This window comes from Bradyrhizobium erythrophlei (assembly GCF_900142985.1).
GTDB classification, from domain to species: domain Bacteria; phylum Pseudomonadota; class Alphaproteobacteria; order Rhizobiales; family Xanthobacteraceae; genus Bradyrhizobium; species Bradyrhizobium erythrophlei_B.
In genome coordinates this window covers 2,691,902-2,706,128 of the sequence record NZ_LT670849.1, presented here as the reverse complement: position 1 = coordinate 2,706,128, position 14,227 = coordinate 2,691,902, and the positions used below count along the sequence as shown (strand labels likewise).

Sequence of the window (14,227 nt, the reverse complement as noted above, 5' to 3'; positions counted from 1 at the left end):
CGGATCTGCGTCGCGTCACTTCCGTGACGCGCCGCGTCCGGGACACGTGATACTTACCCCTCCGCTTCCGCCAGCCCCACGGCCCACAGCGAAAACGCGTAGGCAATCGCGACCTCGTCGAGCCGGTTGAAGCGGCCGGACGCGCCGCCGTGCCCGGCGCCCATATTGGTGCGCAACAGCACGGGCCCGCCACCGGTCATGGTCGCGCGCAGCCGCGCCACCCATTTCGCCGGCTCCCAATAGGTGACGCGCGGATCGGTGAGGCCACCCATCGCCAGGATCGCCGGATATTGCTTCGCCTCGATATTGTCGTAGGGCGAATAGGAAAGAATGGTTTTGAAATCGGTCGCGCTCTCGGTCGGGTTACCCCATTCCGGCCATTCCGGCGGCGTCAGCGGCAGCGACAGGTCGAGCATGGTGTTGAGCACGTCCACAAAGGGCACTTCGGCGACGATGCCCGCGAACAGTTCGCCGGCGCTGTTGGCGACCGCGCCCATCAGCATGCCGCCGGCGCTGCCGCCCTGGGCGACGATGCGCTTTTCGGACGTATATTTTTCCGCGATCAGCGCCCGCGCGCTGGCGACAAAATCGACGAAGGTGTTGGTCTTCTTGGCGCGCTTGCCGTCGAGATACCAGCCCCAGCCCTTGTCGGCGCCGCCGCGGATATGCGCGATGGCGTAGACGAAGCCGCGGTCGACCAGCGACAGCCGGTTGGCCGAAAACGACGCCGGCATCGCCATGCCGTAGGAGCCATAGCCGTAGAGCAGCAAAGGTGCGGAGCCGTCGCGCTTCAAGTCGCGGCGGTGCAGAATCGAGACCGGCACCTCGGCGCCGTCATGCGACTTTGCCATGATGCGGGTGGTGACATAATCCGCCGGGTTATGACCAGACGGAATTTCCAGTCGCTTGCGCAAGGTGCGCGTCCGTTTCGCCATGTCGTAGTCGTAGATCTCGGATGGCGTCGTCATCGACGAATAGGAGAAGCGCAGGTTGGTCGTCTCGAACTCGTAAGTGCCGAGCGTGTCGAGCGAGTAGGCGGCCTCGTCGAAGGCTATCGCGTGCTCTTCGCCGCTTGCGAGATCGCGGATGACGACGGCAGGCAGCGCGTTGGCGCGCTCGAGCCGCACCATGTGGCCCGAGAACAATTCGAGATCGAGCACATAGACGCCTTCGCGATAGGGAATGAGGTCACGCCAGTTCGCGCGCTCGGTCGCATTGAGCGGCGTGGTCATGATCTTGAAGTCGATAGCCTTGTCGACGTTGGTGAGAATAAACAGCTGATCGCCGCGATCGTTGACCGAGTACTGCACGCCTTCCTCGCGTGCGGCGACCAGCCGCGGCTTGGCGAGCGGATCGGCAAGATGGATCAGGCGCTGTTCGGAGGTGTCATGATCGCCGCCGGCGATCACGCAATAGCGGCCGGTGGAACTTTCATGGACATGGGTGAACCAGCCGGCGTCTTTTTCCTCGTAGACCAGGAGATCCTCGGACTGTTTGGTGCCGAGGCGATGGCGCCAGACCTGTAGCGGCCGGTGATTGTCGTCGAGCTTCACATAGAAGAAGGCGCTCGAGTCGCCGTTCCAGACCACGCCGCCGTCGGTGTCCTCGACGACGTCGTCAAGGTCCTTCTTGGTCGCCCAGTCGCGCACCCGGATCGAAAAATATTCCGAGCCCTTGGTGTCGGCGCTCCAGGCCTGAAGCCGGTGGTCGGGCGAATGGCGCGCGCCGCCGAACTTGAAATATTCGTAAGCCGCGGCGAGTTCGTCGCCATCGAGAATGATCTCGGCCTCGCCGCCTTCGCGCGGCATGCGTCCGAACAACTCATGCTGTCCGCCTTCGCGGAACTTGCGCATATAGGCATAAGGGCCGTCCTTCGAGGGAACGCTGGAATCGTCCTCCTTGATGCGCCCGCGCATTTCCTTGACCAGCCGCTTCTGCAAACCGGCCGTGTGGCCGAGCAGGCTCTCGGTATAGGCGTTTTCCGCCTCGAGGTAGTTCCGGATCTCCGGATTCAGGATCGACGGATCGCGCAGCACGTCCTGCCAGTTCTCGTCCTTCAGCCACGCATAGTCGTCGACGATCGTGATCCCGTGGGTCGTGGTGGAATGCGGGCGGCGCTCTGCGACCGGCGGCGTCAGGAGGCTTTTCTGGTCCATCGTTCTCGGTCTCGCTTTGCGGGCTGAAATGGCTGGTGACATATCGGGTCGCCAGGGCCGGATTGCCAGAGATACGTCGCCTCTGCCAGAGCTTGTTGATCACAGGCTTGTATGGTTAGGCTTCGATTTCCTTGAAGGAAACCAATGCTTTTCAACTCCTATCCCTTCATTTTCATCTTTTTGCCGGTCGTTCTCGCTGGCTATTTCGCGGCCAATCGCCTCGGGGCAACGGCCCCGGTCATATGGCTCGCGCTGGCGTCGCTTACTTTTTATTCGTTCAGTAACTGGCCGTTCGTGGCGTTGCTGCTGGCCTCGATCGCGTTCAACTATTTCATCGGCCGGTTGCTGATCTCGCGAAATCTGCGCGAGCGGCCGCGCTTTGCCGTGCTGACGGTGGGTGTCGCCGGCGACCTCGCTACGCTTGGCGTCTTCAAATATGCCGGCTTCGTCGTCGCCAACGTCAACGCAATGTTTTCGACGTCCATTGTAGTGAACATCCTGCTGCCGGTCGGCATATCCTTCTACACGTTTACCCAGATCGCCTTTCTGGTCGATGCCTATCGCGGCAAGGTCGCGCATTATGCGCTGCCGCATTACGCGCTGTTCGTGACGTATTTTCCGCATCTGATCGCAGGCCCGATCCTGCATCACCGGGACATGATCCCGCAGTTTGAATCCACCGAGGCGAAGCGGATAAATCCGCGCCTGATCCTGTATGGCCTGATCATTTTTGGCATCGGCCTGTTCAAGAAGACCGTTCTGGCCGACGGCATCCAGCCGCTGGTCGCGGTTGCCTTCCATCAGGCGTCGCCCTCGTTCGACCAGGCCTGGATCGGCGCGCTGGCCTATACGTTTCAACTCTATTTCGACTTCTCCGGCTATTCCGACATGGCGATCGGAATCTCGCTGATGTTCGGCATCTTCCTGCCGCTGAATTTCAACTCGCCCTACAAGGCCACGAGCATCATCGACTTCTGGCGCCGCTGGCACATGACGCTGTCGCAGTTCCTGCGCGACTATCTCTACATCCCGCTCGGCGGCAACCGGCACGGCTCACTGCTACGCTATGTGAACCTGATGATCACGATGCTGCTCGGCGGCCTCTGGCACGGCGCGGCCTGGACATTCGTGATCTGGGGTGCGCTGCACGGGCTCTATCTCTGCATCAATCACGCCTGGGCAAACTACGGGCCGCGGATCCCGGAGGCGTTGAAGCGCCCGGTCAGCATCGTCTCGTTTCTCCTGACGTTTCTTGCGGTCGTCGTCGCCTGGGTTTTCTTTCGAGCCGATAGTTTGGCCTCGGCGACTTCCGTGCTTTCACGCTTGGCCGATCCCCGTGAGATCGTCTCCGGCCGCACCGAGATCGCGCAAAGCATATTGATTGCGATCTATGCGGCGCTGGCCTGGTTCGCGCCAAATACACAGGAGATCGTGGGCTACGACCACAAGAACAGATCGGTCGGTAAGAGTTTCGGTACATGGCAGGTGCGGCCGGCGTTGCTCTACGGTGGTGCGGCGGCATTTGCCTTGGGTGTGCTCGGTATCCAGCAACACAGTGAATTCATTTACTTCCGGTTCTAGCGCGGCGAATTTTGAAGTTCCTATCGGTTTTGCTGCGAGTTCATCAAAGGATCTCTAGTGGATCAACCGACCAAAGACATCTTTCGTTTCTTCGCGGCGAGCCTCGCCATCATGCTGGCCGCGGCAGCGCTCAATTTCATCGTCGACCCCTTGCAGATCTTCCGCCCCGCGCGGCTGTTCATGGCGATGTATTCGCAAGACAGCCGCTTGCAGAATGCCGGGTTGATCAGAAGCCAGTCGTTCGACACCGTCTTGATGGGGACCTCGCTCGCGATCCATTTTCACCAGCGCGAGATCGATCGCATTCTCGGGGTGAAATCGCTGAAGCTTTCAATGACCGGCTCAAGCTCGCGCGAGCAAGTTTTCGTGCTCGATGCAGCGATGGCGCGGCGGCCGAAGCGGGTGATCTGGGAAGTCGACGACTGGATATTTCACGACGCGCCCGAGATCAACGCCAATACGCATCTGCCGACCAACCTCTACCGGGGCAACGCGAAGGGCATCGCTTCCTACCTGTTCGATGGCGCCATGGCGCGGGAATCGATGTGGATCGCCGCGCGGTCGATCCCGCCGATCGAGCCGGCCGTTGCCGCGCTGACAAATGAGGCGCTGTTCAAGCTTCCGATCGCAGACGTCGACGACATCAATACGCTGCCGCGCGAAGAAGACCTCAGCGCGCTTTACAATGCCAAGCGGGCGATGGCGGCTTACCGCTACATCACCAACCCCGTCCGCAGCAAATATCTGCTGGACGATACCGACTACGACATGAAGGTCCGTGTTTTCGAACGCGACGCGATTGGCTTGATCCGCGCCCATCCGGACGTGACGTTCGATGTCTATTTGCCGCCTTATTCGATCCTGCAATGGGTGGCGTTGCGCGAGACCTCGCCGGAAACGCTGCAAAGCGTTTACGCGTTCTCAGCGTATTTGTGCCGGCGCTTGATGGAGTTTCCGAATGTGCGGCTGTTCGATTTTCGTAGCGAGAAAGACGTTACGCACGATCTGAACAATTATTCCGACGTGATCCACCACTCGCCCGATATTGACCTGAAGATCCTCGGCTGGCTCGCGCAAGGAAAACATCGCGTCGAGGCCGCGGCGCCAACGGTCGATCTCGACCGGCTCAAGGCGCAGGTCGAGGCGTATAAGCTCGCGCCCTAATTTCGCAGTCTTGCCCCGGCATTGCCACCGAGCCCCGGGAAACGGTTGACGGCCAGCACCACGGCAAAGGTAATCAGCAGCATGGCGATGCCGAGCACGGAAATCGCGGCGAGGTCACCGCTCTCGTTGAGGTCGTAAATCAAGACGCTGATCACCTTGGTTTGCGAGGTGAACAGCACGATCGCTGCCGACAATTCGCGCATCACGCCGATGAAGATAAAGCACCAGGTGGCGATGACGCCGGTGCGCAACAATGGTGCGGTGATCTGGCGAAGCGCTTGCAGCCGCGACGCGCCGAGAATGCGGCTCGCTTCCTCGAGCTCGGGATGGACGGTGGCGAATGCCGCCTGCAATTGCTGATAGGCCGAGGGCAGGTTGATGGTCAAAAACGCGATCAACAAAATCCAGAGCGTGCCGTAGAGCACGAAGGGCGGCCGCGTGTAGCTTAGGAACAGCCCGACGCCCAGCACGATGCCGGGGACGGCGACCGGCGCCGTGGCGAGGAAGCCGAGGATGCGATGGCCCGCGATCACCCTTCGCGTGGTGACATAGGCGATCACGAGCGCAAGCAGCGTGCCGAGCGTCGCGGTCGCGGTGCCGAGGATCACGGTGTTCTTCAGCGCCAATTGGGTCGACGACAGTTCGGTGAACACGAACACGATGTTGTGCAGCGTCAAGGTCGAGGGCGTCACCAGCGTGGTGGCATTCGGCGAAAACGCCGCATTGAACAGCGCGAAATACGGCAGGAACACCGGGTTGAGCAGCATCAGGAGACAAAAGCCGAGCGCCACCCAGCGCCATCTCTTCATCTCGACCCGGCGCGGCGCGCCATATTTGCCGCCGAGCACCGAGAAGCCGCGCCGGCCTAACAGAAACTTCTGCCCCTGCAACAGCAGAATGGTCAGGATCAACAACGGCACGGCGGCCGCCGCGGCGAGCTCCAGTTTCGGCGGATACTGGAACAGGCTCCAGATCTTGGTCGTCATGGTGTGGAAGCCGGCCGGCAGCGCCAGGATGGCCGGCGAGCCGAACAGCGTCATGGCCTGAAGGAAAGCGATCAGCGCGCCGGCGACGATGGCTGGCATCGCGAGCGGGATTGTCACGCGCCGCGCGGTGGTCCACGCACGGCCGCCGAGAATAGCGGAGGCGTCTTCCAATTCGCCGGGCATGTTGTCCAGCGCGTTGGCGACCAGCACGAACACAAAGGGAAACGTGTAGCAGGAGATGACGAAGATGATGCCGGGCAGCGAGTAGATGTCGAACAGGTGCGCGTCGGACTCGCCGCCGGTCAGGAAACGATAGAGCTGGTTGAGCAATCCGCTGTTCGGTGCGGCCAGCAATTCCCAGGCTACCGCGCCAAGGAAGGGCGGCGTCACGAATGAGGCGGTGACGAGCGCACGGATGGTTTGCCGTCCCGGCATATCCGTGCGCGACACCAGCCATCCCATCGGCGCGGCAATCAGGCAGCAGATGATGGCCGAGCTGGTGGCAATGATCGCGGTCGTCAGCAGTGGATCGAGGAAGTCGGGGTCAGTAAACAGCGTGACGAAGTTCAGCAACGTGACGTGATTGGCCTTGTCGGTGAGGCTGTAGATCGCAAGCCACGACAGCGGCAGCACGATCAGAACGATCATGATGGCTGCGAACAGCCACAGCACCGGCTTGGTCCAGTCGATTCTGGTTCTCGGCGTATCGATGTCGCTCGCGACGGTCATGCGGTTCACTAACTATAGGCGCTCCTCATCCTGAGGAGCGGCGAAGCCGCGTCTCGAAGGATGAGTATCACGGTGGCCTCATGGTTCGAGACGGCGCGGATGCGCCTCCCCACCATGAGGGGATAGTCAAACTCTAAACAGCCGCGCATAGCGCGTCTTGATTTCGTCGGCCATCTTCTCCACGCCAGCAGCGTCTTCCTTCATCAGCTTGATGTCGGAAATCTTGCGGCGGCCTGGTTTCGGCGTCACCTGCGGATGGGCTGAATATTGTGCGGTGAAATCGGTGAAGAATTGCTGGGTTTCGCGCGTGTGCAGCCAGGCCTGGAACAGCCGCGCGGCATTGGGATGCGGCGCGCTCGCAAAGATGGCGGTCGGGCCCGTGATGGTCGGCGTGCCCTCGGCCGGATAGATCGGCTCGACCGGCTGACCGGCTTCCTTGAGCAGCACGACATTGTATTCGTTGCCGTCGGCCATGATCGCGCGTTCGCCAAGCGAGAGCTTTTTCGGCGGATCGGTCGACGACTGAACCTGCATCACGCGCTGCTTCGACAGCTTTTCGAGATATTCCCAGCCGAGCTCGCGAACGAGCTGAAAGGTCGAGGTCATGATGGTGCCGCTGTAGGCGGGATGTCCCTTGACCATCTTGCCGGCCCATTTGGGGTCAAGCAGCTCGGCGAAGCTTGCGGGTGCTTCAGCCGGTTTGACGAGGTTGGTGTTATACGCGATCGACGACAGCCAGATGCGCGAGGTGATGAACATGCCGTCGGCGTCGCGATACTCGGCCGGGAAAAATTTCGCGACGTCTTCCGGCACGAACGGCGCCAGCCAGCCATTGCGTTTCCAGGAGATAAAGTGCGACGCGTCTGCCGTTGCGATCACATCGGCGGCGTGGATATTGGACGAGAATTCCTGGGCGATCCGCTGAAATAGCCGCTCCGAGCCGGTGCGCTCGATCTGCACCTCGATGCCGGCAAATTGCGCCTGGAAGGCATTGCCGAGCTTTTCGCCGACCGGCAGGTCCATCGCGGAATAGAGCACGACCTTGCCTTCGCGTTTTGCGCCTTCGATCAGCTGCGGCGTGATCGCGGCGGGCTCCGGCGCTTGCGCCTTGAGCGGCGAAGCAAAAAGCGTAAGCCCCAGTGCCGCCGACCCCTTGATGGCTTCGCGTCTGGAGTGTTTCCGCCGCTTCATGGTTGTCCCTATCGGATCAGAGCCCGGCAACGCTCGGGTGGCAAGGTCAGCCAGACCTCGGTGCCCGCGGGAACGGCCGTCTGTGGCGAGGTGACTGCGCGCAACGTGGTGCCGTCGGCAGTCTCGACGACATAGTCGCGGTTGGCGCCAAGAAATACCTGACGCGTCACCGTCGCTTTCACGGTGTTGTCGGCGCTCGCCGGCGCGCTGGTCGAAAGCTGGATGTCGTGCTGGCGGATCGCGACCGCGGCGTCCTGGTTGGCCGCAAGCTTCGCGCCGACCACGCGCAAGGTCGCGCCGGAAAACGAAATATGGTTCTCGTCGCGGGCAACGCCCTTGATCACGTTGCTGGAGCCGATGAAGCGCGCGACGAACTCCGATTGCGGCCGGTCATAGATGTCTTCCGGTGTGCCGAGCTGGTCGATCTTTCCGCCGTTCATGACCGCGATCATGTCGGCGGTCGTCATCGCTTCGGACTGGTCGTGGGTGACGTAGACCGTCGTATAGCGGTATTCGTCGTGGAGCCGGCGGATTTCGAAGCGCATCTCCTCGCGCAGATTGGCATCGAGGTTGGAGAGCGGCTCGTCGAGCAGCAGGGTTTCCGGTTCGACGACGAGCGCACGCGCCAGCGCGACGCGCTGCTGCTGGCCGCCCGACAATTCGCCGGGATAACGTTCGGCCAGCGCTTCGAGCTTGGTGGTTTGCAATATCGATTTCAGCTTCTTGCCGATGGTGTCGCGGTCCATCTTCCGCAAACGAAGACCGTAGGTGATGTTTTCGGCCACCGTCATGTGCGGCCAGAGCGCGTAGCTCTGGAAGATCATCGACATCTTGCGTTGTTCGGGCGGCAGCGTACGCGCCGCCGACGATACAAGGCGGTCGCCGACGTGGATTTCGCCCGAGGTCGGCTCCAGAAAACCCGCGATCAGCCGCAGCGTCGTGGTCTTGCCGCAGCCGGAGGGGCCGAGAAGGCAGACGAGTTGTCCGTGATCGATACGCAACGCGACGTTATCAACGACCGTCACCGGCCCAAACCGCTTGGTGAGGTCGCGCAATTCAACCGACGCCAACCGCTTCACTCCCTGATGTTCTTTCGCGCATTCTGCCGTAACCAGATCGACGCCTTGGGCGGAAACCTGATTGCGACCGAGACGAGCCCGTTTTGCGGAATGCGTGCTTATTTATCGTCAGATCAATATAAGCACGAATGCGGGGCGGCCGGGAAGTCTTCAACCGCCTCGATTCAGAGCATCAGGCCGGAACGTTACTGCCGAGCCAGCCGATCGCGGCTTCGACGCCGCCCTTGCCGTGGGGAATGCCGAGCGCCTGAAGTCCGACTTCGATCACGCCGAGTGTTCCCAGGATCATCGGCGCGTTGACATGGCCCATATGGGCGATCCGGAACGCCTGCCCTGTCAGTTCGCCGATGCCGGTGCCGAGCACGACGCCGCATTTCTCCTTGCAGTAGCGCTGAAGGTCGGCCGGGCGGTAGCTGTTGCCCATCAGCACCGTCGTGACGGTGTTCGATCGTTCGGCTGCCTCGGAGATGTTGAAGTTGACGACCTGTCCTTCGGACCAGGTCGACACGGCGCGGCGCACGGCTTCGGCAAGCAATCGATGACGCAGGAAGGCGTTTTCAAGCCCTTCCTCGTCGATCATGTCGATGGCTTTACGGAGTGCGAACAGCAAATGAACGGGCGCGGTGCCGCCATAGATCCGGTAATTCTCGGCTTTGTCGCGCTCGGACCAATCCCAATAAGGCGTGCGCATATTGGCCTTCTTGTGGGCTTCCCGCGCGCGGTCGTTGATGGCGCAGAAGCCCAGTCCCGGCGGGGTCATCAGGCCTTTCTGCGAGCCGGACATGGCGACATCGATGCCCCAGGCGTCCATCTCGAACGGCATGCAGCCGAGCGAGGCCACGGCGTCGACCAGATAGAGCGCGGGGTGGCCGGTCGCCTTGATCGCCTTGCCGAGGGCTTCGATGTCGTTACAGGCGCCGGAAGCTGTGTCGACCTGAACGACCAGGATCGCCTTGATCTTGTGATCCTTGTCCTGTCGCAGACGCTCCTCGACCTCGCCGATCCGAACTGCGCGGCGCCAATCGCCCTTGAGAACTTCGACGTCGGCGCCCATGGCTTCCGCCGCGTTGCCCCAGTTGATGGCAAACCGGCCGCTCTCCAGTACCAGAATCTTGTCGCCGCGCGACAGCACATTGCTCAGCACGGCTTCCCAGGCGCCATGGCCGTTGGCGATGTAGATGTAGGATTTGCCCTTGGTCGCGAATATTCTCGAGAGGTCGCGCAGCAATCCTTGGGTCAACTCCACCATTTCCTCGGAATAGATGTCGAGCGCCGGACGGTGCATGGCCTGGAGCACCTCGTCGGGCATGGTGGTGGGTCCGGGGATCGCCAGGAATTCCCGGCCCGCGCGAACGGTCATTTCGTGATTCCTCTCAAGATTTCAGGCCCGGAAGGGATGCAGGGGAATGGCGGGAAATTCAAGCCGGGATAGGATGATATTCGGGTGAGGCTGTCATACCATAGCGTTTTCGAGCGAAGTGGAAGCCGGTTCGCGTGAAGAAAACGCGTCAAAACAAAAATTTAGAGCCCCGGTTTTGATACAATCGAAAGCGGGGCTCCAGGTCATTTTGTCAGCGTATTGGCGACCGCATGCCAGATCTGGTCCTTGATCTCGGTTGCAAGTGGGCTTGGAATGACGTCCGCAGGCGTTGTTCTTTTCTGGCACGCCGTCACCAGCCGCAAGATCCAGACTTCGCCGTCGGTGAAATAGGGATCGCCGCCGCCGTTGCGCCCGGTCAGCGTCACGCCGATGCCGGTCACCTGATATTTGGCATCGACCACCCGTGCTGCTTCCAGATCTGACGCCAGCAGGTTGCGTTCGGCGTCGATATCGGCGGAGATATGATGGGTGACGGCGCCGGTGTAATGGCTGACGCCGACGCCACGGTCGAAGGTCGCAGATCCGAGCCAGACCGGGCGCTTTTCCTGGCCTTGATCCAGCACTTTCCAGAACCGCACATGATGGCGGCGGTCGGCGCTGTCGCCGAACGGTTTCTCGAAGGCGAGATCTTCAGGCCGGTCGAGGTAGAACAACGGACTGACTGGCGCGCGGGCGTAGGGGCGATCGAGCAGCACGCTGCCGATGATCTCGACGGACGACCGCGCCGTCACCGGATCGGCCGGGTACCAGCCCGCGGCCTGCATCGCGCACAGCACGTCGAGCTTGTCGCCGATCAAGCCGACATTGATGGGATCGCCGGGAATGCCCTGCGCCGTGCGCGTCACCATCGGCAGATCGGCGAGACCGCGCTGATGTTCGTAGTGGCTCCACAGCATCGGCAGCGCCTGATAGGCGAGCGCCGTGTACGCCAATACGAAAGCGAGTACCGCGAGCAGGAACTGTTCCAGCTTTCCGTGCGGATGATGCGACGGCAGGATGCCAAAGAGGTTGATCACAGCGTCTCCGTTCCGGTAGCCGCCATGCGACGAGATGTAGAGCTATCGTCTGGTCTCGCGGCATCCGGCGGCTTCGGCCTCCTCGACCGAGCAGAACCAGCGCGTGCCCTTGCTGACTTTCATTTCGATCCGGGCGTACCAGCGGCTGGTCGGCTGGTGATAGATGCATTCGCCGGCGCTATTGACGTTGCCTTTGATGGTGCAGTCCGGCGACGGCGCGACCGGCCCGGAGGCTGACGCCAGCAGGATCGCATGCGCACTCTCCGGCGGCTTGGTGGCGCCGAGGATTGTGGTCTTCTTGTTGCGGACCCGCCAATCCCAGGGCGCGATGAACGCCCCTTGCCACATGCCCGCCTTGTCTTCGCGTGCGGCCTTTTCGTCCGCGTCATAGTCGTGCGAGAACCGCACGTAGGACAGGGCCCAGCCGTTTCGCACCATCCACTTCTGAATGTCTTCGCCATCGACAATGCATCGCGCCACCAGCCGGCCGCGCCGGTCGGGGTTCTGGCCGTGACAGGTCCAGGTCTTGTTGTCGCCATGCTTGATGAGTTCGTCGCGCGCGGCGATCCCGCAGGTCCAGCGCTCGCCCTTGCTGTTGAGGCAAAGCTGATCGACCGAAGGGGCGTCGATGCCACCGAGCCGGATCCGGTGGCTGCCGATCACGACGGTATCGCCCTCGCGGACCTTGGCGATGCCGGTAACGTCGGCCGCCTGCGCCAACGTGGGCAGCAAAAGCATGGTCATTGCGAACAGGAGTTTCCGCGGCATGTATGAAGACCCGTTCAAAATGGAATGAGTTGCGGCGGATTGTGCTGCGGATTCCGGCAAATCGCAACCGGTTGGCCAGTGTGGCGACACTGACGTTCCTTTCGGTCTCGCAGCGCCTTCGTCAAAGGAACGTCAGTGTCAAAGCCACACTGGAAAACCAATATTTGCCGGTGTCCCTTTGGTTCTGACCTTCGTAAAGGTGCCTGCCGCGACAGCATACGAATGTCAGAACCGGGACACCAGCGCCAACCTTACGTCCGCTTCAAGGCGGCCCGCGCCAGCGACAGGCCCATCAGCACAAAGGCCGAGGTCGCTTCCGGACCGCCGACGAGAATGCGGGTCGGGGTCTTCATCTTGTTCCACTCATAGGCCTTGAACGGTCCATGCCGGCCGCCTTCGCCGAGATGGCGCACGATGCAATGTAAGGCTGGCGTAAGGGTTGAGACCTCCGCGCCGAGATGGCCGAGTGCGATCAGCGCCAATGCCGCGTCGAACGGATTCATCTCGTGGGTGATCAGTTCGTCCTGCACATAGGCCAGCACCCGCTCGCGAATGAACCCGAACGCGCCATCGGGATCGATCGCGGCTCGCGCCTGTTCAGGCAGCGCCATGAAAGCCGCGTAGCAGCGGCCGAAATAGGCGCAGTAGAGTTCCGGCAGGTAATAGATGTGCGAGCGCGGCTCGGCGAAGGCGCCATTGGCGGCGAGGTTCTTCTGAAACCTGACGATGCCGCGCAACAGATCGAGCCGCTCTGGCGTCTCAAGGATTTTCCAGCGCGCCAGATTGCGGAAGCTTGCTTCCAGCACGTCGAGATTGAGCGTCGGGTCGAGGTCGTTGCCGTAGGGCCGGTCGCCGTTGATGTTGTCGATCCAGGTGACGATGGCCCCGTCGTAATCGATGTGATCGTTGATCGCGACCGTGACCTTCGGCGCATTGGCGCCAGCCTTGACCTGATAGCCGCTGTAGAAATCCGGCAGCGGCTGATCGAGCATCGGATCGCTGGAGCCGGCTTGCGCCGCGGCCGAGAACGCGCAGGCCGTGGTGTCGCAGTCCGGCACATACAGGCCGAAGCCGAGCGTTTGCTTGATCTGGGCGAAGAAGCGCGAAAACCGCGGATGCGGCGCGGGCGCAATCGCAGTCACCACATCAAAGTCGCGCCCGTCGACGCCGCGCACACGTTCGCGGCTTGCGCCCAGGCAAAAATCGGTCATGGCTGATATGGCGCGCTTTGCAGCGGCGCTTTCCTCGCGCGAGGCCAGCCCGCTTTCGACAAAGCCGAGCAGCGACTCGATATAGAACGCATCGTAGTAGGCCGAGCGGTGCCGGATCTGGATCGGCTGCCACATCGGCTCGGCGATGCCTTTCCAGGACGGATTGATGAGGTCGCGCACCGGCGAGCGCGCGATGAAGGTTCGCGCCAGATTGAACAGCAGCGTCGAGTTCTTGTAGCCGCGCGCATCGAGCCCGGTAAGCGCCATCAGGAACTCGCGCCCATGGATGTCGGGATCGCCGATCAGGTTGAACGACGCATAGGCCGGGATGAAGCCGTTATTGCGGAACGTCCGCAACAGGTGCGCGCCACAGGTGCGGATCACGCGCTCGATGTCGGAAAGGCCTGGCGGCGGCCCCTCCGGCGGGACGGCGGGCGGGCGGGGGTGGCGCAGTTTGACGGTGTCCAGCAGTTCGGCCACCGGCTGGCCGATCGCCGCCCAGTCAGGCCGCTCGTCGTCGCGCGCCTGGGTCAGGGCGTGGCGCAGCGCCGCAAACCGGGATGCATCGTTCAATTCGGAAAGCCCGGTCCGGCGGAGCAGCGGCCGCAAGGCCGCATTTGCGAGCGCGGTCCGGTAGAATTGGCCGAGGTGCTGGTCGCCGCTTGCGCCATTCCCGGCTCCGTTGAGCAGCAGCGGATCGCAGAGGTCATAGAGCGACGGGCCGTCCTTGCGGGCCGTCAGCGCGCGGCAGGCGGCGGAGGCCATTTCGTGAAACGCCATGCAACTTCTTTCCGCCCAGCGCGTTTCAGACCCGCGCTCACGCATGGGTCATTTCGCGCGAATTTTCCCTAGACTTGCAAGTGTCCGACCAATGGCACGAAAGATGCAGCGATTTCAAGGAAATGAGATGCGCAGGACGGGGTTGCGGCGGACAGGCGAGAGTGTGATTTACATCACATAAGTTC

The 14,227-nt window shown here is 61.9% G+C and carries 10 protein-coding genes; 2 read left to right on the top strand and 8 right to left on the bottom strand.

Annotation, left to right across the window (positions count from 1 at the left end; all coding sequences use genetic code 11):
- Nucleotides 1-53: 53 nt before the first annotated feature.
- Complete coding sequence (locus BUA38_RS12440; protein ID WP_072818181.1) at nt 54-2,156, bottom strand: S9 family peptidase; 2,103 nt, start codon at nt 2,154-2,156, stop codon at nt 54-56.
- A 144-nt stretch (nt 2,157-2,300) separates the two neighbouring features.
- On the opposite strand from BUA38_RS12440, the gene BUA38_RS12435 reads away from it, so the two are divergent.
- Together BUA38_RS12435 and BUA38_RS12430 are read left to right on the top strand one after the other, a co-directional pair.
- On the top strand, nt 2,301-3,737 hold the full coding sequence (locus BUA38_RS12435; RefSeq protein ID WP_072818180.1) for an MBOAT family O-acyltransferase: 1,437 nt from the start codon (nt 2,301-2,303) through the stop codon (nt 3,735-3,737).
- A gap of 57 nt (nt 3,738-3,794) precedes the next feature.
- The gene (locus tag BUA38_RS12430) at nt 3,795-4,901 is read left to right on the top strand and encodes a hypothetical protein (RefSeq protein WP_244553249.1); all 1,107 of its coding nucleotides are present in this window, start codon (nt 3,795-3,797) and stop codon (nt 4,899-4,901) included.
- On the opposite strand, the gene BUA38_RS12425 is transcribed toward BUA38_RS12430, so the two are convergent.
- The 7 genes from BUA38_RS12425 to BUA38_RS12390 form a co-directional block, all read right to left on the bottom strand.
- Complete coding sequence (locus BUA38_RS12425) at nt 4,898-6,616, bottom strand: ABC transporter permease (protein ID WP_072826072.1); 1,719 nt, start codon at nt 6,614-6,616, stop codon at nt 4,898-4,900. The genes BUA38_RS12430 and BUA38_RS12425 overlap by 4 nt on opposite strands.
- 126 nt (nt 6,617-6,742) lie before the next feature.
- Nucleotides 6,743-7,807 carry an ABC transporter substrate-binding protein gene (locus BUA38_RS12420; RefSeq protein WP_072818179.1) on the bottom strand — a complete coding sequence of 355 codons (1,065 nt, stop codon included), beginning with the start codon at nt 7,805-7,807 and terminating at the stop codon, nt 6,743-6,745.
- Between the two features lie 8 nt (nt 7,808-7,815).
- A complete protein-coding gene (locus BUA38_RS12415) occupies nt 7,816-8,886 on the bottom strand; it encodes an ABC transporter ATP-binding protein (RefSeq protein WP_244553248.1) in 1,071 nt (356 codons plus the stop codon).
- 172 nt (nt 8,887-9,058) lie between these two features.
- The gene (locus BUA38_RS12410; protein ID WP_072818177.1) at nt 9,059-10,246 is read right to left on the bottom strand and encodes a pyridoxal-phosphate-dependent aminotransferase family protein; all 1,188 of its coding nucleotides are present in this window, start codon (nt 10,244-10,246) and stop codon (nt 9,059-9,061) included.
- A 203-nt stretch (nt 10,247-10,449) separates the two neighbouring features.
- Nucleotides 10,450-11,235, bottom strand: coding sequence for an LssY C-terminal domain-containing protein (locus BUA38_RS12405; protein ID WP_072826071.1), 786 nt, complete (start codon nt 11,233-11,235; stop codon nt 10,450-10,452).
- A gap of 90 nt (nt 11,236-11,325) precedes the next feature.
- Nucleotides 11,326-12,051, bottom strand: coding sequence for a thermonuclease family protein (locus tag BUA38_RS12400; RefSeq protein WP_072818176.1), 726 nt, complete (start codon nt 12,049-12,051; stop codon nt 11,326-11,328).
- A 251-nt stretch (nt 12,052-12,302) separates the two neighbouring features.
- Nucleotides 12,303-14,042: a hypothetical protein gene (locus BUA38_RS12390; RefSeq protein ID WP_072818174.1), complete on the bottom strand. Its 1,740-nt coding sequence runs from the start codon at nt 14,040-14,042 to the stop codon at nt 12,303-12,305.
- Nucleotides 14,043-14,227 lie beyond the last annotated feature (185 nt).

What these genes read in the sequence shown, in the direction of transcription:
- BUA38_RS12410 (WP_072818177.1), bottom strand. Translation starts at nt 10,246, where the DNA reads ATGACCGTTCGCGCGGGCCGGGAATTCCTGGCGATCCCCGGACCCACC.
- BUA38_RS12420 (WP_072818179.1), bottom strand. Translation starts at nt 7,807, where the DNA reads ATGAAGCGGCGGAAACACTCCAGACGCGAAGCCATCAAGGGGTCGGCG.
- BUA38_RS12400 (WP_072818176.1), bottom strand. Translation starts at nt 12,051, where the DNA reads ATGCCGCGGAAACTCCTGTTCGCAATGACCATGCTTTTGCTGCCCACG.
- BUA38_RS12390 (WP_072818174.1), bottom strand. Translation starts at nt 14,042, where the DNA reads ATGGCGTTTCACGAAATGGCCTCCGCCGCCTGCCGCGCGCTGACGGCC.
- BUA38_RS12440 (WP_072818181.1), bottom strand. Translation starts at nt 2,156, where the DNA reads ATGGACCAGAAAAGCCTCCTGACGCCGCCGGTCGCAGAGCGCCGCCCG.
- BUA38_RS12435 (WP_072818180.1), top strand. Translation starts at nt 2,301, where the DNA reads ATGCTTTTCAACTCCTATCCCTTCATTTTCATCTTTTTGCCGGTCGTT.
- BUA38_RS12425 (WP_072826072.1), bottom strand. Translation starts at nt 6,616, where the DNA reads ATGACCGTCGCGAGCGACATCGATACGCCGAGAACCAGAATCGACTGG.